Genomic DNA, 22,599 nt, shown 5'->3' on the forward strand with positions numbered 1-22,599 from the left:
GCGCCTTACTTTTGTCTGGAGTTCACTTCGCCTTCCCAGCCAGCCACTCCCGCCCTTCACTGTACAGCTTCTCGACCTCGGCACCGATCAGACCCGGCATGTCGCGCTTGACCTTGTAGCCGATGAGCTCCTGCATGTAGGCGAGGTGGCGGTAGCCCTCGGGGAGCGTGGCGAGCGCCTGCTGGTCGAGGCGAAGTGTCGCTGCGGGATCAACCGGGTCGATCCGGTCCTTCTCGTAGATCGGCTGGCGGCGGACGATGCCCCACGCGCCTGACCGCTTCTCCAGAAAATCGTAGAAGCGCCCGGTGCAGACGACGTCGCAGAGCACGTCGTGCACCGGGGCGCGCTGCGAGATCGTCATCTTGGTCTGGGCGATGGCCCGCTCGCCCGCGAGATCGATGCTGGTGCCGCCCAGGAAATGCAGGATGCGCACGCCCTTGGCAAAGCCTTCTTGGCTGACCCGCATGAAATCCCGCGCCGGCCCCTGAAACCAGGTGGCGGACATCCAGCCCTCTTCGTGCCAGACGGTGGCAAAGCGCTCCCAGTCGCCGGCATCGCGCCAGACCGCCCAGTTCTCGACGAGGTCGCGGATGGCGAGGCGATCGAGGAGCTGCTGGTCCATGAACACGTCTCCGATGGCACTGCGGCTGCCACGCGGCCGCTGCACGAGGTATGAGTTGCGAATTCGATGGCCGTCAAGCGTGGGCAACCCGGTCAATAAAAATCCGGCACACCTTGCGGCGCGCCGGATCAGATCATCTTCCGTCAAATGCGGGGCGCTGGCGCCTTACGCCGCCGGCACCTTCGGCGCGCGGTTGCGCGAGTTGCGCTGGAAGAACAGAGCCTGACTCGCCACCGCCGACACCATCGCGGGCTGGAACGGCTTTGAGATCAGGAACGCCGGCTCGGGGCGCTCGCCGGTGAGGAAGCGCTCCGGATAGGCGGTGATGAATACCACCGGCACCTCGAAGGTGCGGAGCAGCTCGTTGACGGCGTCGAGGCCCGACGATCCGTCGGCGAGCTGGATGTCGGCGAGGATCAGGCCGGGCCGCTTGTTCTTGGCCAGCGCCACCGCATCGGCGTGGGTGCGCGCGACGCCCACGACATTGTGGCCGAGATTCTTCACCAGGCTCTCGAGGTCCATGGCGATGAAGGTCTCATCCTCGATGATCAGCACGTCGGTGGCGATCTCGGCGGCCATCTCGCGTCCCGCGGCGTCCGCAAGCCGCCGCGTCTCGGCGACGTCGGTGCCGAGGATGTAGCCGACTTCCTCTTCCGAAAATCCCTCGAGCGAGAGCAACAGGAAAGCCTGTCGCGGCAGGGGCGTGATGTTCGACAGCCGCCGCTCCGGCGGCATCGGCAGGGTCGTCACCTCGGCATCGTCATTGACGGAAACGGAATTCCAGATCTGGGTGAACAGCCGGAACAGGCCGGCGCGGGGACCATGGGTCTCGTCGAGCACCGCCGGATCCCCCAGCATGGCTTCCAACATGGCTGCGACGTAGGCGTCGCCGGAAGACTGGCTGCCCGTCAGGGCGCGTGCGTACCGGCGCAACAACGGCAAGTGTTCAGCAACAAGCTGTGAACGGGACATCCCCACTCCATTTATTTAATCTTCGGGCCAACCTTGAGATGCAGGCGTATGCGGGGGGGCCGGGTTCCCCTGCTGGGCTGATTACGCCTCAGCCTCACAAAAGTTCCGCAGCGGGGCGGAACTTTTTCTCGCAGCTCGCATTGAGCCTATCTAGGGAACGGCTCCCGGTTGAGAGAACTTCTCGATTTTACAGTCACTTAACTCGGGGAAACGCGGAACAGGTCATGAAAGATCTCAAGTCTCAAGCCAGCAAAAGCACGACCCCCGGTAAGGGAGGGCTCACTCCAGAGATCCAATCCCGGATCGGCCATCAGTTGCGCGCCATGTATGACGACGTGGTGCGGCAGGGGGTTCCGGACCGGTTCGCGGAACTGATCAAGAAGCTTGATGCGCCGGGAGCGACACCCCAAGTGGAAAATGGTGGCGGATCCAACGACAACAATGGGAGGGATTGATGCCTCTCACGGACTCCCTGCGTAACGACATTCTGGCGGCCGTGCCCAGCCTGCGCGCGTTCGCCATCTCGCTCAGCGGCAATGCCGACCGCGCCGACGACCTGGTCCAGGAGACGCTGTTGCGCGCGCTCGCCAACATCGACTCATTCCAGCCCGGCTCCAACCTGCCGGCGTGGCTGTTCACGATCCTGCGCAACCTGTTCCGCTCCGACTATCGCAAGCGGCGGCGGGAGGTTGAGGACGCGGAGGGCAACTATGCCAAGACGCTGAAGACGCAGCCTTCGCAGAACGCTCATCTCGAGTTCGAGGAGTTCCGCACGGCGCTCGAGAAGCTTCCACAGGACCAGCGCGAAGCGCTGATCCTGGTCGGCGCCTCCGGATTCTCCTACGAGGATGCGGCTTCGATCTGCGGCTGCGCAGTCGGCACGATCAAGAGCCGTGTCAACCGCGCGCGCTCCAAGCTCGCGGCGCTGCTCTATGTCGACGGCGCCGAGGATTTTGGGCCGGACGAGACCATTCGGGCCGTGATTGGCGGCAGCGGCGGTTAGCGGCCGGCGTCAACGGACACACCGAACGAGACGTGAAGACGGCCGTTGAAGCGGCCGTCTTAGCGCGTGTCACTCCTCCACGAACGTCACGGTTTCAGCGACGCTGGCCCGCGAGGTGCGGTAGCTGTTGACCTTGTGGGCGTCGTCGGCGTAGCCGAACGAGATGCCGCAGACGATGCGGCGGTCATCAGGCAGATTGAAATGGCGGCGGATCAGGCCGGAGTGGCGCGCAAGCGCCGCCTGCGGAACCGTGCCGAGCCCGAGCGCTTGCGCGGCCAGCATGAAATTACTGACATACGCACCGCAATCGATCGCACCGTAAATGCCGAGCGGTTCGTTGGTGTGGATGATGGCGACATGTGGCGCGCCGAAGAAATTGTAGTTCTCCAGCGCCTGCTTGGCATAGGCCATCCTGTCGCCCCTGATGATGCCGAGCGTGTTGTAAAGCTGGAAGCCGCTCTCGCGGCGGCGTTCGAGATAGGTGCCGACATATTCGCGGGGCGGCGTGAAATCGTAATCGTCGCCGAGCCCGCCAGATGCTTCCGCGTAAATCAGCTTGCGGAAGCGTTCCTTGGCCTCGCCGCTGGCGATGACGACCTGCCAGGGCTGGCTGTTGCACCACGACGCCGTGCGCTGCGCGGTGGTCAGCACGTGTTCAATCGTGGCGCGATCGACTTCCTTGGGGAGAAAGGCGCGGACGGAGTAGCGCTCGTTCAGGAGCTCTTCGAGCACGCCGATGCGGTCTTCGGTGGAGTAGTTTGCGTTGGGCACTTTGGCGTCCATGATCTGCCTCGTTTTCGTGCCCCGGAGCGGCGCATTGCGCCGTGTCCGGGACAGGAAGAATCTTCACCGTCCCTTGGTCGGGATCTTGTTATACGGCACGTCCTTGTCGACACGGATGTCGCCCGGCAATCCGAGCACGCGCTCGGCGATGATGTTACGCAAAATCTCGTCGGTTCCGCCTGCGATGCGCATCGAGGGCGAGGACAGCAGCATCTGCTGGAACTGGCCCTGCGCGGCCTCCTCGTCGCTGCCTGTGAGAACTCCGGCCGCACCCTGGAGGTCCATGGCGTAGGTCGCGATGTCCTGGAGCATCATGCCGGACACCAGCTTGCCGATCGAATTCTCCGGGCCCGGCCTGTCGCCCTTGGACAGCGCCGAGATCGCGCGGTAGCTGGTGTATTTCAGCCCGCTCGACTTCACCGCCCAGCTCGCAAGCTTTGAGCGCACGGCGGGGTCGTCGATGGCGAGGCCATCCTCCAGCATCAGATTGGAGCAGAATTCGAACATCTCGGGGACGCCGGTCGCAAGCCGCGCGCCGATCGACATCCGCTCGTTCATCAGCGTGGTCAGCGAGACGCTCCAGCCCTCGCCGACGGCGCCGAGACGTTGGCTGTCCGGAATGACGACGTCGGTGAAATAGACCTCGTTGAACTCCTGCATGCCGTTGGCCTGCTTGATCGGACGCACCTCGACGCCGGGGCTCTTCATGTCCAGGAAGAACATGGTGAGACCCTTGTGCTTGGGCACATTGGGATCGGTGCGCGCGATCAAAAGGCCATAGTCGGAATAGTGCGCACCCGACGTCCAGATCTTCTGGCCGTTGACGACCCAATTGTCGCCCTTCTTTTCCGCGCGTGTGCGGAGGCCCGCAACGTCAGAGCCGGCCGAAGGCTCGGAGAACAGCTGGCACCAGATCTCCTCGCCCGCGGCGAGCTTTGGCAAATAGCGGCGCTTGGCGTCTTCGTTGCCAAAAGCCATCACGGTCGGGCCGCACATGCCCTCGCCGATCTGGAACGGCTGCGTCAGCTTGCCGTAGACGCCCTCCTCCTGCTGCCAGATCACGCGCTCGATCGGCGTTGCGCCGCGGCCGCCATACTCTTTCGGCCAGTGCAGACAGGCCCATCCGCCTTCGGCCTTCTTCTTCTGCCAGGCCTTGCCGACATCGACGATGTCCTGGTGAGCGAGCCGGATGCGGCCGAGCGAGGATTTTGACAGCTCGGCCTCGAGCTCTTTGGGCGCGTGGGCCTCAACCCATTTGCGCGCGGTCTCGCGGAAGGCGGCTTCCTGCGGGGTGTCGTCGAAATTCATCTCGAACTCTCCTGTCTCGTGCCCCGGACGCTGCGCAGCACGAAGTGATGCGCTGCTGAGCCGGGGCCCATTGTGGCTTTCTGGGTCCCGGCTCTGCGGAGCATTTCAGCCGCACCGCGTCCGGGACACGCATTCATCTTCCCTTCGTCGGGATCTTGTTGAACGGCACGTCCTTGTCGACCCGGATGTCGCCAGGCAGGCCCAGCACCCGCTCGGCGATGATGTTGCGCATGATCTCGTCGGTGCCACCTTCGACGCGCGTACCCGGCGCGCGCAGCAGCATCGCCTGGAAACGCCCGGCGACTTCGGCATCTTCGGGACCGCTGATCACGCCGCTCGCGCCCTGCAGGTCCAGTGCGTAAGTCGCGACGTCCTGGATCATGGAGCCTGCCACCAGCTTGCCAATGGAATTCTCCGGCCCCGGCCGTTCGCCCTTCGACAGTGCCGAGATCGCGCGCATGCTGGTGTATTTCAGCCCGCTCGCCTTCACCGCCCAGTTCGCGAGCTTCGAACGCACCGCGCGATCCTCGATCGCGGGACCGTCATTGAGCATCAGGCTGGAGCAATATTCGAACAGCTCGGGAAAACCGGTCGAAACGGCTGCGCCGATCGCGCTGCGCTCGTTCATCAGCGTAGTCAGCGAGACGTTCCAGCCATCACCGACCTCGCCGAGGCGCTGATGATCGGGAATGCGGACATTGGTGAAATAGACCTCGTTGAAGTCGGAGGCGCCGCTCGCCTGCTTGATCGGTCGCACCTCGACGCCCGGGCTCTTCATGTCCAGGAAGAACATGGTGAGGCCCTTGTGCTTGGGCACGGTCGGATCGGTGCGGGTGAGCAAGATGCCGTAATCGGAACAATGCGCGCCCGAGGTCCAGATCTTCTGCCCGTTGATGATCCATTCGTCGCCGTCCTTCTCCGCGCGCGTGCGCAGGCCCGCGACGTCGGAGCCGCCGGCGGGCTCGGAGAACAGCTGGCACCAGACCTTTTCGCCGGAAGCGAGCGGCGGCAAATAGGCGCGCTTATGCTCCTCGCGCGCGAACGCCATCATGGTCGGCCCGCACATGCCGTGGCCGATGATGAACATGCGGGACAGCTGGCCGAACGGCCCCTCCTCCTGCTGCCAGATCACGCGCTCGATCGGTGATGAACCCCGGCCGCCATACTCCTTCGGCCAGTGCAGGCAGGCCCAGCCGGCACCGGCCTTCTTCTTCTGCCAGCCCTTTGCCACTTCCAGGATGTTGGCATTCTTGAGCTGCGTGCGGCCGAGCGAGGACTTTCGCAGCTCGTCCTCGTACTGCTTGGGCGCGTTCGCCGCGATCCAGGCGCGCGCGGTTTCGCGGAACGCGGCTTCCTGCGGGGTGTCGTCGAAGTTCATGGTCTCAGTCCTCGGACGCGCCGTTCATTTCGTAGGATGGGTAGAGCGCAGCGAAACCCATCGCTTCCAATCTTCGTGCGACGATGGGTTTCGCTTCGCTCTACCCATCCTACGCAGGGGTGCCTACGCCGCGTTCTTCTTGCGCATGCGGTCGATCAACTGGTCTTCCCAATAGGACAGGCTGCCGAGTCCGAGCGCCATGGCGTTGGCGCGGCGGTAGTACATGTGGCAGTCGAACTCCCAGGTGAAGCCCATGCCACCGTGAACCTGGATGTTGTTCTTGGCGCAATGCTGGAACGCCTGCGTCGCACTGATGCGCGCGGCGGCTGCGGCTTCCGGCAGCTCGCCGGCGTTGGTCGAGAGTGCCCAGGCGCCGTAATAGCTGTTGGAGCGCGCCAGCGTCGCCGAGACGTACATGTCGGCGAGCATGTGCTTGACCGCCTGGAACGAGCCGATCTGGCGGCCGAAGGCAATGCGGTCCAGCGCGTAGTCACGGCCCATCTCCAGCGCACGATCGGAGCCGCCGACCTGCTCGAACGCACAGAGCACCGCGGCGCGGTCGAGCACCTGGGTCAAAATGCTCCAGCCCTCACCGGCGGCGCCGAGCGACTCGGCCTTGCAATCCCTAAAAGTGATCTCGGCCTGCCCGCGGGTCGGATCGAGATTGGTGAGGCTTTTGACCTCGACGCCGCCGGCTTTGAGATCGACAATGAACAAGGAAATGTCACCGTCACGTCTGCTCGATCCCGTGCGTGCCGCAACCACCGCGAAGTCGGCGACCGCGCCATCGGCGACCGGCTTCTTGACGCCGTTGAGCACGCCGTTCGCAGCCGTCAGCTTGATGGTCTTCGGCGATGGATTGCCGCTGCCCTCGAACAGCGCCAGCGTGCCGATCGCCTCGCCCGACGCAATCGCGGGCAGCCACTTCTTTTTCTGCGCGTCGCTGCCCGCGATCAGCAGCGCTTCGGCGGCAAGATACACCGTCGAGGAGAACGGCACCGGCGCATTGGCCCGGCCCATCTCCTCGGCGATCACGCAGAGCTCGAGATGGCCGGCGCCGGCGCCGCCAAAATCCTCAGGAATCGCGACGCCGAGAAAGCCCATCTCGGCGAGGCCCTTCCACAGCTCCTTGTCATAGGGCGCCTTGCCGTCGAGGACTGCGCGCACCGCCTTGGGCGAGCACTTCTCAGTGAGGAATTTGCGCGCCTGGTCGCGGAGCTGTTTCTGGTCGTCGGAGAAATCGAAGTTCATGGCGCGTACCCTGCTATTGTTGTTCTGTAGAATGGGTGGAGCGAAGCGCTACCCATCGATTGTCACACTAGGAGCGATGGGTTTCGCTGCGCTCTACCCATCCTACGGCGTTCATTTCAGCACGATGACGTCCTGATCCGGCTTGTCAGCATAGAGCCGCTCGACCAATGCCGCACGTCGTTCCAGGCCGGCGCGCTGGTTGATGTAGCCCTTGTCGGTGAGCTCGTTGCCGTCGATCGAGGGCGGCTCTGCCATCAGCATCGCGCGCGCGATGGTGCGGCTGCTGGCGCCTTCACACTCCTTGTTGTGCACTTCGAGCCCGCGCCTGAAGCAGGCGATCACCTCGAGGTTCTTCACCGCATCCTCGAAGCTCAGCTCGGGATTGCCGACGAGTTGGCGGCAGGCGTGCAGGTTCGGCCAGGCAAGCAGTCCGATAGAGCAGCGATCCTGCCCCGCGACCAGCGCGTCGTGCACGACGGGCGTCGCAGCCGCGATCGCGTCGGTACGGAGCGAGCCCACATGCACGAAGGTTCCGGTGGTGAGCTTGAAGTCTTCCACCACGCGCCCGGCGAACATGATGCCCTGCACCGGATCTGAATCGTCGACGAAGATGCCGGCGTCGCCGATGCAATAAAAACCTTCCTCGTCGAACATCTTCCTGGTCAGGTCCGGCTGGCCGAAATAGCCGGGCGTGACATTGACGCCGCGCAGACGCAGCTCGTATTTCGAGCCGCACGGCACCATCTTCAATTCCACGCCGGGGAACGGCAGGCCGATCAGGCCGACACGCTCGGTGTCCCAATAGGTGCCGGTCGAGGTCGGCGCGGTCTCGGTCGAGCCCCAGCCGGTGTAGAACACGATGCGCTCGCCAGTGGTCTTCACGGCGAGGGCCTGCATGCGGTCGTAGAGATCGTCAGGCAGCCGCGCGCCGCCATAGGCCATGATCGAGAGGTTCTTGAAGAAAGAGCGGCACAGCGCATCGTCCTTCTCCATCGCCGCCGCGAGCGCGGCATAGCCGGCGGGCACATTGGCGTAATAGGTCGGCGAGATCTCGCGCAGATTGCGCAGCGTCTCCTCGAACTGGCCCGGCATCGGCCGGCCGTCATCGATATAGAGCGTGCCGCCGTCGACCAGGATCGGGTGGAACGCCGCGTTGCCGCCCATGGTGTGGTTCCAGGGCATCCAATCCAGCATGGTCGAGATCGGACCCGCGGGATCGCGCGGCCGCACCTGCATCATCATCGCTGCATTGGCGCACATCATCGCTTGCGTGTTGATGACGGCCTTGGGCATGCCGGTCGAGCCTGAGGTAAACAGCAGCTTGCCGACGGTGTCGGGCGTGATCTTCGCGATCGACGCTTCGACGTCGGCGGTCACTGGCGTTGCCGCGAGCTCGGCAAAGCTGACGCTTGCGATACCCTCGCAGGACCGCAAGACGTGAACGACGGTGACGCCGGTGAGATCGAGCGCTTTCAGCGCCTTCTCGAAGGTCGGACCGTCCTGCACCATCACCACGCCGGGCTTGATCAGATCGAACAGATATTTCAGCTTGACGTGATCATGGCTCATCAAGGAGTAGGCCGGCGACACGGGAGCGGCCGGGACCCGCGCCTGCATCGCGGCCTGCGTCATCAGCGCATGCTCGATCGAATTGCCGGAGAGGATCGTAACCGGCCGTCCCTCGAGCTTGAGATTGAGCAAACCTTGCGTCAGCGCATCCACGGTGCGCTTGGCTTCGCCGTAGGACAACTTGCGCCATTCGCGGTTGGGACCGCCACGCTGGGCAAGCCAGATGCGCTCGGGCGCCTGCTTCGCCCATTTCGCCAGCGAAGCCGGGATATGCTTTTCGTAAGGCTGCAGCGGAATGCGCGACTTCAGCACCACCGTGCCGTCGTCGCGGCGCTCGACGTCGATGTCGCGCGCCAGCCACTCCACCTTGCGAAAGGCGGGCTTCGTCAACACCGCCGCCGCGCTTCCACTCATTTTGCGTCTCCCGGAATTATCGTCCTTTACGGATCTTCTCTGTCAACGCTTGATATAGACAGGCTTTCGCTTCTCAAGGAAGGCCCTGATGCCTTCCGAAAATTCCTCGGAGCGGCTGCACAGGACCTGGTTGCGGTCCTCCATCGCGATCACCGCTTCCAGCGATCCGGCATCGACGCTCATGTTGAGGCATTCTTTTGATAGGCGCAGGCCCACGGGCGACGCCGTGATCATCGCGTCGACATAGGGTCCGGCAGCGTCATCTAGCTTGTCCTCGTCGACGACCTCGGAGACCAGCCCGACCGCCAGCGCGCGTTCGGCGCCGATGAAGCGCCCCGTGAGGATCAGCTCCGAGGCAACGGAGACACCGACGAGGCGCGGCAGGAAATAGCTGGTGCCGATGTCGCAGCCGCCGAGGCCGAGCTTGATGAAGGCGCAGTTCATCCGCGCCGATTTCGTCGCAATGCGGATATCGGAGGCGAGCGCCAGCGCAAAGCCGCCGCCGGCCGCAGCGCCCTGCACCAGAGAAATGATCGGCTGCGGGCAGCGCCGCATCAGCATCACGATGTCGGCAATGCGCCGCTGCGAATCCAGCGACTCGGTGACGTCGGGCGGCTCCTGCTGTCCGGCACGACGCGCCATCGCCGCCTTGAGATCGAGGCCTGCGCAAAAATTCTTGCCGGCGCCCTTCAGCACCACCACGCGCGTGTCGCGGTTGCGCTGAAGGCCCTGGAAATAAACGTTGAGCGCGTCGATCAGCGCAGGGTCAAGCGCGTTGAGGCTTTCAGGGCGATTGAGCGTCACCCGGTCGACGCCGTCGTGATGCTCGATCAGCAGCGGTTGGGACATGCGAAATCTCCCCATCGTCGTCCTGGATAAGCGAACGCTGATCCAGGACCCATAACCACAGGCCCTTGTTGTTGACCACCGACGTCGGTCGAGCGAGCCTCGCGACTTGCCGGTGATAATGGGTCCTGGCTTTCGCCAGGACGACGGCTAGCTACCGCGGCGCCATACGGATGGCGCCGTCGAGACGGATGGTCTCGCCGTTGAGCATCGCATTCTCGACCATGTGCACGGCAAGCGCGCCATATTCATTGGCATCGCCGAGGCGCGAGGGATGCGGCACCTGGGCGCCCAGGCTCTTGCGGGCCTCCTCGTTCAGACCCATCAGCAGCGGCGTCATGAACAGGCCGGGCGCGATGGTGTTGACGCGGATTTTCTGACTCGCAAGGTCGCGCGCTGCCGGCAGCGTCAGACCAACGACACCGCCTTTCGAAGCGGCATAGGCGATCTGGCCGATTTGGCCTTCATAGGCTGCGACCGATGCCGTGTTGATGATGACACCGCGCTCTTCACCTATGGGTTCTGCGGTGACGAGGCGCTCCGCGAACAGGCGCAGGCAGTTGAAGGTGCCGATCAGATTGACGTTGATGATGCGCGCGAACTTCGCCAGCGGATAGACGCCGTCACGACCGACGATGCGCTGCGAGCCACCGATGCCGGCGCAGTTCATCAGCACACGCGCGATGCCGTGCGCGGCCTCCGCCTTGGCAATCGCAGCCTTGATGCCGTCCTCATCGGTGACGTCGGCATGCAGGGCAACGCCGTTTACTTCAGCGGCAACCTTCTCGGCGTTTTCCTTGCTCTGGTCGATCACGCCGATCCTGGCGCCCTTGGCGGCCATGGCGCGGGCGGTCGCGGCACCGAGGCCCGAACCACCGCCGGTGATGAGAACGGCTACGTCTTTCAACTGCATCGTAAGCTACCTTTCCTCTACCTTTTCCTTGGGCGTTTCTTCTCTAGACTTCTGCGTTCTGGCCGGATCATCCGGCCGCGACAGCTTCCTCGCCTTGCGTGAGGATGCCGCCGCAGATCAGCGTTTCCATGTGCTTGATGTATTGCCGGCAGACGTCGTCGGTGACCGGGCCGACGCCGGTGGCGCGTGACATCGCATGCCGGCCGAAGAACAAATGATCGCAGGCGCCGATCAGGCTGGTGTAGAACAGCACCGGATCGGTCGCGCGAAACTCGCCCTGACTGACGCCTTCGGCGAGCAGGCGGCGATGGAAATCCAGCAGCGGCGCGACGAAGAATTTCGAGACCTCGTCGGCGGAGCCCGCGACGCTCTCGTGCAGCAGATAGTGGATCAGCCGGTTCATGTAGGGAAACCGGTGATAGGCGCGGATAATGCCGCCGATATGCAGCTTCAGCTTCGCAGTCGGCGTGATCGGCTGCGCCAGCAGGTATTCGAGATTGGACAGTTCCGTTCCCGCGTCGCGCTCGAGCAGCGCCAGCAACAGGCCGTCCTTGTTGCCGAAGTGGTATTTGACCAGCGCGGCGTTGGCGCCTGACTTCTGGGCGATGTCGGAAAGCGAGATCTCGATCGAGGAGCGTTCGATCATCAGCTCGCTCGCGGCTACGAGCAATTTCTCTGCCGTGGAATTCTTTCCGCTGGGGAGCCTGTTCGGTACGCTGATAGTCACGGAGAACCCTGATTTTGGCGCGAGAGCGGCCGCAGATAAGCCCAAGCAGCGCCTCCCCACAAGAGTTAATTGATCGATTGACTAAACAACCAGTCGCCCCTTAAATCCCGCCCCGACAATCAACCGTTCAAAATAATCCAGGGAGAAACCGACATGGCCGAGGCTTACATCGTCGCCGCTGCGCGTACCGCGGGCGGGCGCAAGGGGGGCCGCCTCGCCGGCTGGCACCCGGCCGATCTCGCCGCCAAGGTGCTGGACGAGCTGGTCGATCGCACCAAGGTCGATCCCGCCCTCGTCGAGGACGTGATCATGGGCTGCGTGATGCAGGTCGGCGAGCAGTCGAACAACGTCGCGCGCAACGCGATCATGGCCTCGAAGCTGCCGGAGAGCGTGCCGGGCACCTCAATCGACCGCCAGTGCGGCTCCTCGCAGCAGGCGCTGCACTTCGCGGCGCAGGCCGTGATGTCAGGCGCGATGGATGTCGTGATCGCCGCCGGCGTGGAATCGATGACGCGCGTGCCGATGGGCCTGTCGTCGCAGCTTCCCGCCAAGAACGGCTTTGGCAATTACAAGAGCCCGGGCATCGAGGCCAGGTATCCGAACATCGTCTTCAGCCAGTTCACCGGCGCCGAGATGATGGCCGAGAAGTACGGCCTGTCGAAGGATGATCTCGACGAATATTCCTACAACAGCCATCAGCGCGCGATCGCGGCAACCCAGGCCGGCCACTTCAAGACGGAGATCGTGCCGCTCGAGATCACCCGCGCCGACGGCTCCAAGGACACTCACCACATCGACGAGGGCATCCGCTTCGACGCCACCCTCGACGGCATCAAGGGCGTCAAGCTGATCGCCGAGAACGGCAAGCTGACCGCGGCCAGTGCCAGCCAGATCTGCGACGGCGCCTCCGGCGTCATGGTGGTGAACGAGCGCGGCCTCAAGCAGCTCGGCGTGAAGCCCTTAGCGCGCATCCACCACATGACCATGATGGGCGGCGATCCCGTGATCATGCTCGACGCACCGCTGCACGCCACCAAGCGTGCGCTGGAGAAGGCCGGCATGAAGATCGACGACATCGACCTGTTCGAGGTCAACGAGGCCTTCGCCTCGGTGCCGACCGGGTGGCTGAAGACCACCGGCGCCGATCCGGAACGTCTCAACGTCAATGGCGGCGCGATCGCGCTCGGCCATCCCCTCGGCGGCTCCGGCACCAAGCTGATGACGACGCTGGTCCACGCCCTGCACCAGCGCGGCAAGCGCTACGGCCTGCAGACCATGTGCGAGGGCGGCGGCATGGCCAATGTGACGATCGTGGAGCGGCTGTAAGCCGTTACTGCTTCCAAACAAAAGGTGTCGTCCCGGCGAAGGCCGGAACCCATAACCACGGAAGTTCATGGTTAGGGCGAGCTGGGGCGGCAGCTTTACTTCAACAACTCCGATTTGTGGTTATGGGTCCCGGCCTTCGCCGGGACGACAGCGTAGCTTGCCGCGAGACCTTCTCATGACCCACCCCTCCATCCACGCCCGCACCACTCCCGACAAGATCGCCTATCAGATGGCCGGGACCGGCAAGGCGATTACCTATCGCGAGCTCGACGAGCTCTCGAACCAGGGCGCAAACCTGTTCCGCTCGCTCGGGCTGAAGGCCGGCGACCACATCGCACTGCTGATGGAGAACCGCCTCGCCTTCATGGAGATCTGCTGGGCGGCACAACGCAGCGGGCTCTATTACACCGCGATCAGCCGCTATCTGAAGCAGGACGAGATCGACTACATCATCGCCGATTGCGGCGCCAAAATCGTGATCACGACACCGAAATGCGCCGACCAGATCAAGGCCCTGATCAAGGGGACCGCAGGCGAGCCGCTCTTCTACATGATGGACGAGCCCCTGCCCGGCTTCCGCTCTTACGACAAGGAAGCCTCAGCGCAGCCGACCACGCCGATCGCGGACGAGATCGCCGGCTACGACATGCTGTATTCGTCCGGCACCACCGGCCGGCCCAAGGGCATCAAGAAGGCGTTCGAGGGCAAGCCGATCGACGAGCCGAACGCGTTTCTGCGCGTCCTCTGCGCCGGCATGTGCGGCATGAACGCCGAGACCATTTATCTCTCACCGGCCCCGCTCTATCACGCGGCTCCCTTGCGCTTCAACATGATGGCTACCGTGCTCGGCGGCACCTCCATCATCATGGAGCATTTTGACGCCGAAGAATTCTTGAAATTGGTCGAGAAATACAAGGTCACCCACGCGCAGCTCGTGCCGACCATGTTCGTGCGCATGCTGAAGCTGCCGGACGAGGTCCGCAACCGCTACGACGTCTCGACGCTCAATGGCGCGATCCACGCCGCCGCGCCCTGCCCGGTCGAGGTCAAGGCCAAGATGATCGAATGGTGGGGGCCGATCCTGATCGAGTATTACGCGGGCTCCGAAGGCAACGGCGTCACTGTCTGCAACTCGAAAGAATGGCTGGAGCACCGCGGCAGCGTCGGCCGCGCCGTGGTCGGCAAGATCAAGATTCTGGACGAGAACGACGAGGAGCAGCCGACGGGCGAGATTGGCACGGTCTATTTCGCCGATGCGCCTGTTTTCACCTATCACAACGATCCCGAGAAGACGAAGAAGGCCTACAACGCAAAAGGCTGGTCGACGCTCGGCGACGTCGGCTATCTCGACAGTGACGGCTTTCTCTTTCTCACCGACCGCAAGTCCTACATGATCATCTCCGGCGGCGTGAACATCTACCCGCAGGAGACCGAGGACGTGCTCATCACCCATCCCGAGGTTGCCGACGTCGCCGTGTTCGGTGTGCCGAACGAAGAGATGGGCGAAGAAGTGAAGGCGGTGGTGCAGCCGCACGACATGACGCGCGCCGGCAAGGAGCTCGAGGCCGATTTGATCGCCTACTGCAAGACGCGTCTCTCCGCGATCAAATGCCCGCGCTCGGTCGATTTCGAGGCCGAGCTGCCACGCACGCCGACCGGCAAGCTGGTGAAGCGACACTTGCGCGACAAATATTGGCCGAAGGCGGCGGCGAAGATTTAGGCCAGGATTCGTAGGGTGGATTAGCGAAGCGTAATCCACCATTGTCTGTCGCCGCGGATACGAAAGTGGTGGATTACGCCTTCGGCTAATCCACCCTACGCTTCCCGCCCCCCTGCAGCTTCAATCAAACAAGCTCGGCGTGTGGTTCACCAGCGCGCCTTCGATCTCCAGCATCTTCAGCTTCGTCACCACGCCGCCATTCGCGGAGAAGCCGCCGGGCTTGTTGCCGGCCGCCAGCACGCGATGGCAGGGCACGACGATCGGGCACGGGTTGTGCCCGAGCGCCTGGCCGACATCGCGCGACAGCTGGACGCCGCCGAGTTGCTTGGCGATGTCGCCATAGGTGACGGTCTTGCCGGGCGGAATGGCGCGGGCGATCGCGTAGACGCCGCGGTTGAACTCGGGCACGCCATCGAGATCGAGCGGGATGTCGGTGAGGCCATCGGGCTCGCCCGCGAGCAGCTTTGTAATGCGGTCGATCGCCCGCTGCAACTCGGCCGTCGGCCCGGCTTCGCTGGCGTCAGCATGGCGCTGGCTGATGCGGGTTCGGATCTTCGCCTCGCCGCCCATCGGCAATTGCGTGCCGTTGATGCCGCGCGGACCCCAAGCGATGGCGCACAGGCCAATCCGGGTGTCGAACAGGGCAAAATGCTGGTCGGTCATGACTTGGTTCCTGGCTTGCGACCCCTCGCATGCCCCCATTGTGATCTCAGGCCATATCTAGGCTTGGAAATAGTTGCGATCCACCCGGATTCCGGGAATCGTGCACAGGAGTTCCTGTTCCTTCCCGCGAGCCCCGAATGCAAAGCCTCCACGTCAACGGATACGACATGCCCTATCTCGACGTGGGCGAAGACCGAGGCCGCCCGCCGCTGGTGTGCGTGCATGGGTCGCTCAATGACTTCCGCGTCTGGAGCTGCGTGCTGGGGCCGCTGACGCAGCGGCACCGGGTGATCGCGGTCAGCTTGCGACACTTCTTTCCCGATCGCTGGGATGGCGTCGGCGACACCTATTCGATCGCACAGCATGTCGACGATGTCGTCGCCTTCATCGAGAAGCTCGACCTCGGGCCGGTTGATCTGATGGGCCATTCCCGCGGCGGGCACATCTGTTTTCGCGTGGCGCAGCGGCGGCCGGAGCTGCTCCGGCGGCTGGTGCTGGCCGAACCCGGCGGCGAACTCGATGCGAGCCTCGACCCCGATTATGCCGGCGGCCCCTCGCCGCTGCTGGCGCGCTTCACGGCCTCGGCGGAGAAGATCGCAGCTGGCGATGTCGACGGCGGCCTCGCCGTCTTCGTCGACACGCTGGAGGGAGCGGGCACCTGGCCGCGGCTGCCGGCGATGGTGAAGCAAAATCTCCGCGACAACGCCTATACGCTGATCGGCCAGGTCCGCGACAATCGCCCGCCGTTTTCGAAGGCTGATGCGGAATCGATCAAAATGCCGACGCTGTTCATCCTGGGCGCACGGACCAAGGGGCTGCTGCCCAAGGTGCTGCATGCGCTCGCCGCGCATGTGCCCTATTCGAAGACGGCGATCATCCCGAACGCGACGCACCCGATGTTCGAGCAGGCGCCGCAGAAATACTCCGAAGTGGTGCTGGATTTTCTGGCGGGCTGATCATGCAGACATTTCGCGTCAATGGTTACGACATGGCCTATCTCGAAGTGGGACGAGGACCGCCGCTGGTTTGCGTGCATGGCACGCTCGGCGATTTCCGCACCTGGTATTCAGTGCTCGGCCCGCTGTCGAAAGCGCATCGCGTGATCTCGGTCAGCCTGCGGCATTTCTTTCCCGAGCATTGGGATGCCGTCGGCGACGATTACAAGATGGCGCAGCACGTCGCTGATTTGATCGCCTTCATCGAGCAGGTGAGGCCCGGACCGGTCGATCTCATGGGCCATTCGCGGGGCGGCCACATCGCTTTTCGCGTCGCGCAGACGCGGCCTGATCTGTTGCGCAAGCTGGTGCTGGCCGAGCCCGGCGGCGATCTCGATGCCAGCCTGCCGGTGCCTGCAGGCACGCCCGCGCATCCGCCGCTGGCCGCGCGCACGGCGCGCTCGGTCGAGATGATCCGCGCCGGCGACATCGAGGGCGCGCTGCAGAATTTCTACGAAGGCATCGAAGGCGAGGGCTCGTGGCGCCGCGTGCCGGCGGCGGCGAAGCAGCAACTGCGCGACAACGCCATCACCTTCCTCGGCCAGATCAACGAGCAGCGCAGGCCCTACACGCGCGCGGACACGCAGGCGATCAGGACACCGACGCTGCTGATCGGCGGCGGCGCGACGACGGGGAGCCTGTCGGTGATGTGGCGCGTACTGGCCGAGCACATCGCAGGCAGCAGGACGGCGGTGATCCCGAATGCCGGCCACTGGATGTTCGAGCAGGCGCCGCTGGAGTTCGGCGAGGCGGTGAGCGCGTTCCTGGCGGAATAAAGGGCCTCACACTCTTTTTCCTCGAAAACAACCCCATGCACAGTAGCCGACCCTAGTAATATCAATGGTTTAGAAGAGCGCAAAACGGGGTCGGACGCGACGTTGATCGCGCTTGACGCCCTTATCCTCCCGCTATATTTTTGAATACAGAATTCCGTATTCCCTTTTTTCAGTCCTCGGAGCTGCCGGCGTGATCCCTCTCGACCCGCTTCCGAACTTGATCGACCAGGTCTATGCGCGGATCCTGGAGGCGATCTCCGACCGCACGCTGCAGCCCGGACAGCGCATCCGGCAGAACGATCTTGCCGACAGGCTCGGCGTGTCGCGCCAGCCGGTATCGCATGCGCTGCATCTGTTGCACCGGCAGGGGCTGGTCGCCGAGAGCGGCCGTCGCGGCTTTGAAGTCACCCAGCTCGATCCCGCACGCATCCGCCAGCTCTACGAGGTGCGCGGCGCGATCGATGCGCTGGCCGCCCGGCTTGCCGCGGAGCGCGCTGGCACCGATGCAGCGGGACGCGCGCGGCTGGAGGCGGCGCTCTCCGCCGGACGCCGCATTGACCGCAACACGAATCTCGCCGAGCTGATCGCGCTCGACGTCGCGTTTCATCGCGCAATCTATCGGCTCTCCGGCAATCCCGTGATCGAGGAGACGATCGCGCCGCAATGGCCGCATATGCGCCGCTCGATGGCGACAGTGCTTTCGGAACTCGACTATCGCGGGAGCGCCTGGGCCGAGCATGCCGAAATTGCCGGACACATTTTCGCAGGCGATGCGAAGGCGGCCGAACGTGCGGCGCTTGCGCACGCGCAGACGGCGGGACGGATGACCGAGGAGAGATTGAGGGCGAGCGAAGAGGCGGCGGCGTAGGCATTCACGCCGGAACGACAATCAAAAACGAACACAAGGAGGACGACCATGAAACTGTCCGAAGCACAATTGGAGTTCTTCCATCGCGAGGGTTGGCTGTTCCTGCCCGAACTGTTCAGCCCGGAGGAGGTCGACCTCCTCGCGCGCGAGGCGGTCGGCATCTACGACGCCAACCGGCCGGAGGTCTGGCGCGAGAAGAGCGGCGCGCCGCGCACGGCCTTTGCCGCGCATCTCTACAACGAAGCCTTCCGCATTCTGGGCGCGCATCCGCGCATGATCGACCCGGTCGAGCAGCTGTTCGGCGAAAAGGTCTACATGCACCAGTTCAAGATCAACGCGAAGTCGGCCTTCACCGGCGACGTCTGGCAGTGGCACCAGGATTACGGCACATGGAAGCGCGACGACGGCATGCCCGAGCCGCGCGCCATGAATATCGCGATCTTCCTCGACGAGGTGATGCCGATCAATGGCCCGCTGATGCTGGTGCCGCAGAGCCAGAATGCCGGCGACCTCAAAGCCTCGCACGATTTGGCGACCACGTCCTATCCGCTATGGACGCTGGACGAGGACACGGTGACACGGCTGGTCAAGCAGGGCGGCATCGTCGCGCCGACCGGCAAGCCCGGCGGCATGCTGATGTTCCACGGCAATCTCGTGCACGGCTCCAGCGGCAACATCACGCCCTATCCGCGCAAGATCGTGTACCTGACGCTGAACGCGGTCTCGAACTACATCCGCACGCCGACAAGGCCGGAGTACATCGCGCATCGCGACTTCGCGCCGATCAAGACGGTGGACGACGATGCGCTGGTGCGGCTCGCCCGTGCGCCGCGACAGGCGGCGGAGTAAGACAGGTCTTGTGCCCCGGACGCAGCGCAGCGCTTCTTTAGCGGTGCGCTGCAGAGCCGGGGCCCATCCACAAGCATTTCTTTTTCTGGGTCTCGGCTCTGCGGGGCGGCACTTCGCGCCGCACCGCGTCCGGGACACGAGAGTTAATCGGGTAGCGACATGAACCTCTTCCGCCTCCTCCAGGCCCGCGCTGCCGCCGGCAAGCCCGTCCGTGTGGCGCTGATCGGCGCCGGCAAATTCGGCTCGATGTTTCTGGCGCAGGTGCCGCACACGCCGGGGCTTGAGGTGCCCATCATCATCGACATCGACCGCGACCGCGCGCGCGAGGCCTGCCGCACGGTCGGGTGGGACGCGGCGCGGATCGCGGCCACCGTCTTCACTGATGACGGCGCGCGCGCCATTGCCGGCGGGGCGATGGACGTGGTGGTGGAGGCGACCGGAAATCCGGCCGCCGGCATCAAGCACGCGCGTGCCGCGATCGCGGCCGGCAAGCATATCGTGATGGTCAATGTCGAGGCCGACGTGCTGGCGGGTCCGCTGCTCGCCGAGGAAGCCCGCAAGGCCGGCGTGGTCTATTCGCTCGCCTATGGCGACCAGCCGGCGCTGACGGCCGAAATGGTCGACTGGGCCCGCGCCACCGGCTTTCGCGTGGTTGCCGCCGGCAAGGGCACAAAATATCTGCCGGCCTATCACGACGTGACGCCGGACAGTGTCTGGCAGCATTACGGGATGACTGCGGGCGAGGCGCAATCGGCCGGGATGAATCCGCAGATGTTCAACTCCTTCCTCGACGGCACCAAATCGGCGATCGAGATGGCCGCGATCGCGAACGCGTGTGGGCTCGATGTGCCTGGGGAAGGACTGCTGTTTCCGCCCTGCGGCGTCGACGACTTGCCGCATATCATGCGTCCCCGCGACAAGGGCGGCGTGCTGGAGCGATCAGGCGTGGTGGAGGTGGTGTCGTCGCTCGAACGCGACGGCCGGCCGGTGTTTCGCGATCTGCGCTGGGGCGTCTATGTCGTACTGGAGGCGCCGAACGACTATGCCGCCGACTGCTTCAGGCAGTACGGGCTGAAGACCGACGCCAGCGGACGATTTGCCGCGATGTACAAGCCCTATCATCTGATCGGGCTGGAACTGAACATTTCGGTGCTCTCGGCCGCGCTGCGGGGCGAGCCGACCGGGCAGCCCTACGGCTTCCGCGGCGACGTCGCGTCAGTGGCCAAGCGTAACTTGCGCGCCGGCGAGATGCTGGACGGCGAAGGCGGCTACACGGTATGGGGCAAGCTGGTGCCGGCCGCCGCGAGCCTCAAGGCCGGCGCCCTGCCGATCGGGCTGGCGCATCGGTTGAAGCTGAAGCACGACGTCGCCCATGGCGGGATCGTGCGCTGGAGCGACGTCGAGTTTGACGCAGGCAACGAGACGATCAGGATGCGGAAGACCATGGAAGCGGCGTTCATAAACGCTGATCAGGCGGCGCACTCGTAGATCGAGATTCATCAGTGCGACCTGAGCGATGTCCGCTGTCCCAGGCTTTGCGGACTCAAGCTAAATATTGTCTCAGGTCAGCTATGGGCACTAGCGGAGCTCGCTTTTCCATAGATTATCGAAGCGGCATTAAAAAGGTGAAGCAAGTTTCCTCGCGTGTTGAGCTGACGGTCAGCGTACCCTCATGGGCTTTAGCTATCTGCGCCGCAATGTGAAGACCCAGGCCAAGACCTTGCCGACTGGCGCGCACCTCGCCCCGGAAGAACGGCTCGAACAGCTTGGCCATGGCGGCCTCAGGTATGGGTTCGCCGCCGTTGGCGACTGACAGTCTGAATAAACCGTCCTCCGTCACCGCGCGCACGCGCACCGGTTCGTTGGACGCGCCATGGCTGAGCGCGTTTCCGACGAGGTTGGACACAAGCTGCCCTATTCTGCTCCTATCGCAATCAACGGGAACATCGATCGCATATTCGGCTTCGATCCGGCGACCGGGCGAAGCCAGCCGCAGTTCATCGATCACTTGGTGCAGCACAGGTTCGAGCGGTCTGCGGGTGTTGCGATCAAGTGTGATACCTCCACCGAGACGGCCCCGCGCGAAATCGAGCACGTTGTCGATCAGCCCCGCCATCCGGAGAACGGTCGTCTCCAACATTGCGATGACTTGATGCTCCCTGTCGCTCTTTGCCTCGCGACCGAGGATGCGGGCCCCGGCACTTATCGAAGCCAGAGGATTTCGGAGGTCATGACCGAGCACGGCGATGAACTGCTCGCGCAATTCCGAAGTCTCGCGTTCGCTTTGCAGATTGATCTTTGCGACGTCGCGCGCTTGCAGAAGCTCATGCTCGTAGCGTCGCCGATCCGTGGCCTTGATCAATGCCAGCCGGGTGAACAGTGCCCTGCCGGCGGCGTCCCGCCCTTCAAGAGCGTTCGCAATCATCTGGAGCGGCTCGCCTGCCGTCGTCACCATGTCGATCGCAAATTCGTTGAAAAAGCCTTGCATTCGTAGCAGCGGTGCTATGTGGGTTTCGAAATAGATGCGACCTGCCATGTTCAGAAAGTCGCTGAACCGTTTGCCTGCCATGTGCTCGGCGGTGTGGCCGATCCAGCCGAGAAGCGTCTTGTTTACGCGCTCGATGCGTCCGTTAGGCAGCAGAGTGATGTACGCGCACGGAGCGTTCTCGAACATGTCCTCGAAATCGTCGATCCGCGGATCATCCACCGAAGGCCTCAGACAAACGTTCGCATGGCCGCAACAACTTCATCGGGCGCGCTGAGATTGGGGCAATGGCCGGTCGCCTCAAGGAAGACGATCTCGCTGTTCGGGATTGCGCGATTGACGAATTCGCCAACTGGTTTCGACGCGATAATGTCGTCGCTGCACTGAAGGATCAGCGTCGGAACATCGACTTTACCGAGGTCCGCGCGGTTGTCGGACTTGAACGTGACCCGGGCGAATGCCTTCGCGATGTCCGGATCAGTTCGGCAGAAACTGTTGGTCAGCTCCTGGCCAAGCTCGGGCCGATCGGGATTGCCCATGATCGCGGGTGCCATCTGTACCGACCAGCCCATGTGATTGGAGTCGAGGAACTGAAGAAGCTCGTCGATTTGTCTTTCGGTGAAGCCGCCAAAATAGTCGCCCTCGTCGATGTACCGCGGCGAAGGACCGACCATCACGAGCTTGCCGAACATGCCCGGCGCCTTCTGCGCCGCCAGGGCGCCGATCATGCTGCTGACCGAATGGCCAACGAATACCGCATCCGCCAGACCAAGCTCGCGCCCGATCTCGACGACATCGTCGGCATAGCCCGCCAATGACGAATATTTCTCCTTGTCGTAGGCTTTCAGGTCTGAACCGCCCGCGCCGACGTGGTCGAAGAGCACCGTTTTGAACTCGCCTGCGAAGGCAGGCTCCACCAACCGCCACATGTTCTGGTCACAGCCGAAGCCATGGGCAAAGATCATGCTGCGCCCGCCCGATCCGCGAACATGCACGTTGTTTCGTTCGATCACGCGCATAGCTGCCCCCGGTCACCACTGGTGAATCAAATCGTAGCACCGCTACGCTCTCGGGTGCCAGCTGACGAATTGGTTGGAAGGCATTCCCAATCAGGGGATGGAAACGTTTCTT

The 22,599-nt window shown here is 63.7% G+C and carries 22 protein-coding genes; 9 read left to right on the forward strand and 13 right to left on the reverse strand.

Annotated features, from left to right (window positions below):
- Positions 1-22 precede the first annotated feature (22 nt).
- Both IVB31_RS14775 and IVB31_RS14780 read right to left on the reverse strand, forming a co-directional pair.
- On the reverse strand, positions 23-622 hold the full coding sequence (locus IVB31_RS14775; protein WP_247323318.1) for a nuclear transport factor 2 family protein: 600 nt from the start codon (positions 620-622) through the stop codon (positions 23-25).
- 165 nt (positions 623-787) lie between these two features.
- Positions 788-1,594: a response regulator gene (locus tag IVB31_RS14780; protein WP_247323321.1), complete on the reverse strand. Its 807-nt coding sequence runs from the start codon at positions 1,592-1,594 to the stop codon at positions 788-790.
- Between the two features lie 224 nt (positions 1,595-1,818).
- On the opposite strand from IVB31_RS14780, the gene IVB31_RS14785 reads away from it, so the two are divergent.
- Both IVB31_RS14785 and IVB31_RS14790 read left to right on the forward strand, forming a co-directional pair.
- Positions 1,819-2,049, forward strand: coding sequence for a NepR family anti-sigma factor (locus IVB31_RS14785; RefSeq protein WP_026232505.1), 231 nt, complete (start codon positions 1,819-1,821; stop codon positions 2,047-2,049).
- The gene (locus IVB31_RS14790; RefSeq protein ID WP_084251855.1) at positions 2,049-2,597 is read left to right on the forward strand and encodes a sigma-70 family RNA polymerase sigma factor; all 549 of its coding nucleotides are present in this window, start codon (positions 2,049-2,051) and stop codon (positions 2,595-2,597) included. The genes IVB31_RS14785 and IVB31_RS14790 overlap by 1 nt, the downstream gene beginning before the upstream one ends.
- Before the next feature lie 69 nt (positions 2,598-2,666).
- On the opposite strand, the gene IVB31_RS14795 is transcribed toward IVB31_RS14790, so the two are convergent.
- From IVB31_RS14795 to IVB31_RS14830, 8 genes are all read right to left on the reverse strand, one after another.
- The gene (locus IVB31_RS14795; RefSeq protein ID WP_247323322.1) at positions 2,667-3,380 is read right to left on the reverse strand and encodes a nitroreductase; all 714 of its coding nucleotides are present in this window, start codon (positions 3,378-3,380) and stop codon (positions 2,667-2,669) included.
- 63 nt (positions 3,381-3,443) lie between these two features.
- Entirely contained in the window at positions 3,444-4,688 is a 1,245-nt protein-coding gene (locus IVB31_RS14800; protein ID WP_247323323.1) for an acyl-CoA dehydrogenase, read from the reverse strand.
- Positions 4,689-4,821: 133 nt separating this feature from the next.
- Positions 4,822-6,066: an acyl-CoA dehydrogenase gene (locus IVB31_RS14805; RefSeq protein WP_247323324.1), complete on the reverse strand. Its 1,245-nt coding sequence runs from the start codon at positions 6,064-6,066 to the stop codon at positions 4,822-4,824.
- 123 nt (positions 6,067-6,189) lie between these two features.
- A complete protein-coding gene (locus IVB31_RS14810; RefSeq protein WP_247323325.1) occupies positions 6,190-7,317 on the reverse strand; it encodes an acyl-CoA dehydrogenase family protein in 1,128 nt (375 codons plus the stop codon).
- A 111-nt stretch (positions 7,318-7,428) separates the two neighbouring features.
- A complete protein-coding gene (locus IVB31_RS14815; RefSeq protein ID WP_247323326.1) occupies positions 7,429-9,300 on the reverse strand; it encodes an AMP-binding protein in 1,872 nt (623 codons plus the stop codon).
- Between the two features lie 42 nt (positions 9,301-9,342).
- Positions 9,343-10,149, reverse strand: a complete 807-nt coding sequence (locus IVB31_RS14820; protein WP_247323327.1) for an enoyl-CoA hydratase/isomerase family protein — start codon at positions 10,147-10,149, stop codon at positions 9,343-9,345.
- 151 nt (positions 10,150-10,300) lie between these two features.
- Positions 10,301-11,059: an SDR family NAD(P)-dependent oxidoreductase gene (locus IVB31_RS14825; protein ID WP_247323328.1), complete on the reverse strand. Its 759-nt coding sequence runs from the start codon at positions 11,057-11,059 to the stop codon at positions 10,301-10,303.
- Between the two features lie 67 nt (positions 11,060-11,126).
- The gene (locus IVB31_RS14830) at positions 11,127-11,705 is read right to left on the reverse strand and encodes a TetR family transcriptional regulator (protein ID WP_247323330.1); all 579 of its coding nucleotides are present in this window, start codon (positions 11,703-11,705) and stop codon (positions 11,127-11,129) included.
- A gap of 234 nt (positions 11,706-11,939) precedes the next feature.
- On the opposite strand from IVB31_RS14830, the gene IVB31_RS14835 reads away from it, so the two are divergent.
- Positions 11,940-13,112 carry an acetyl-CoA C-acetyltransferase gene (locus IVB31_RS14835; protein ID WP_247323332.1) on the forward strand — a complete coding sequence of 391 codons (1,173 nt, stop codon included), beginning with the start codon at positions 11,940-11,942 and terminating at the stop codon, positions 13,110-13,112.
- Between the two features lie 175 nt (positions 13,113-13,287).
- Positions 13,288-14,832 carry an acyl-CoA synthetase gene (locus tag IVB31_RS14840; protein WP_247323334.1) on the forward strand — a complete coding sequence of 515 codons (1,545 nt, stop codon included), beginning with the start codon at positions 13,288-13,290 and terminating at the stop codon, positions 14,830-14,832.
- 120 nt (positions 14,833-14,952) lie between these two features.
- On the opposite strand, the gene IVB31_RS14845 is transcribed toward IVB31_RS14840, so the two are convergent.
- On the reverse strand, positions 14,953-15,495 hold the full coding sequence (locus IVB31_RS14845) for a methylated-DNA--[protein]-cysteine S-methyltransferase (RefSeq protein ID WP_247323335.1): 543 nt from the start codon (positions 15,493-15,495) through the stop codon (positions 14,953-14,955).
- Between the two features lie 137 nt (positions 15,496-15,632).
- On the opposite strand from IVB31_RS14845, the gene IVB31_RS14850 reads away from it, so the two are divergent.
- From IVB31_RS14850 to IVB31_RS14870, 5 genes are all read left to right on the forward strand, one after another.
- Positions 15,633-16,451 (forward strand): alpha/beta hydrolase, encoded by an 819-nt coding sequence (locus IVB31_RS14850; RefSeq protein WP_247323336.1) that lies wholly within the window; start codon positions 15,633-15,635, stop codon positions 16,449-16,451.
- A gap of 2 nt (positions 16,452-16,453) precedes the next feature.
- Positions 16,454-17,266, forward strand: coding sequence for an alpha/beta hydrolase (locus IVB31_RS14855; protein ID WP_247323337.1), 813 nt, complete (start codon positions 16,454-16,456; stop codon positions 17,264-17,266).
- 190 nt (positions 17,267-17,456) lie between these two features.
- Positions 17,457-18,134: a GntR family transcriptional regulator gene (locus IVB31_RS14860; protein ID WP_247323338.1), complete on the forward strand. Its 678-nt coding sequence runs from the start codon at positions 17,457-17,459 to the stop codon at positions 18,132-18,134.
- Positions 18,135-18,182: 48 nt separating this feature from the next.
- Entirely contained in the window at positions 18,183-18,983 is an 801-nt protein-coding gene (locus IVB31_RS14865; RefSeq protein WP_247323339.1) for a phytanoyl-CoA dioxygenase family protein, read from the forward strand.
- 159 nt (positions 18,984-19,142) lie between these two features.
- Entirely contained in the window at positions 19,143-20,471 is a 1,329-nt protein-coding gene (locus tag IVB31_RS14870; protein ID WP_247323340.1) for a Gfo/Idh/MocA family oxidoreductase, read from the forward strand.
- A 115-nt stretch (positions 20,472-20,586) separates the two neighbouring features.
- Here IVB31_RS14870 and IVB31_RS14875 read toward each other — a convergent pair whose 3' ends face one another.
- A complete protein-coding gene (locus IVB31_RS14875; RefSeq protein ID WP_247323723.1) occupies positions 20,587-21,657 on the reverse strand; it encodes a HAMP domain-containing sensor histidine kinase in 1,071 nt (356 codons plus the stop codon).
- A gap of 41 nt (positions 21,658-21,698) precedes the next feature.
- Complete coding sequence (locus tag IVB31_RS14880) at positions 21,699-22,487, reverse strand: alpha/beta hydrolase (protein WP_247323341.1); 789 nt, start codon at positions 22,485-22,487, stop codon at positions 21,699-21,701.
- Positions 22,488-22,599 lie beyond the last annotated feature (112 nt).

It is taken from the genome of Bradyrhizobium sp. 21 (assembly GCF_023073335.1).
In the GTDB taxonomy this organism is placed as follows: Bacteria; Pseudomonadota; Alphaproteobacteria; order Rhizobiales; family Xanthobacteraceae; genus Bradyrhizobium.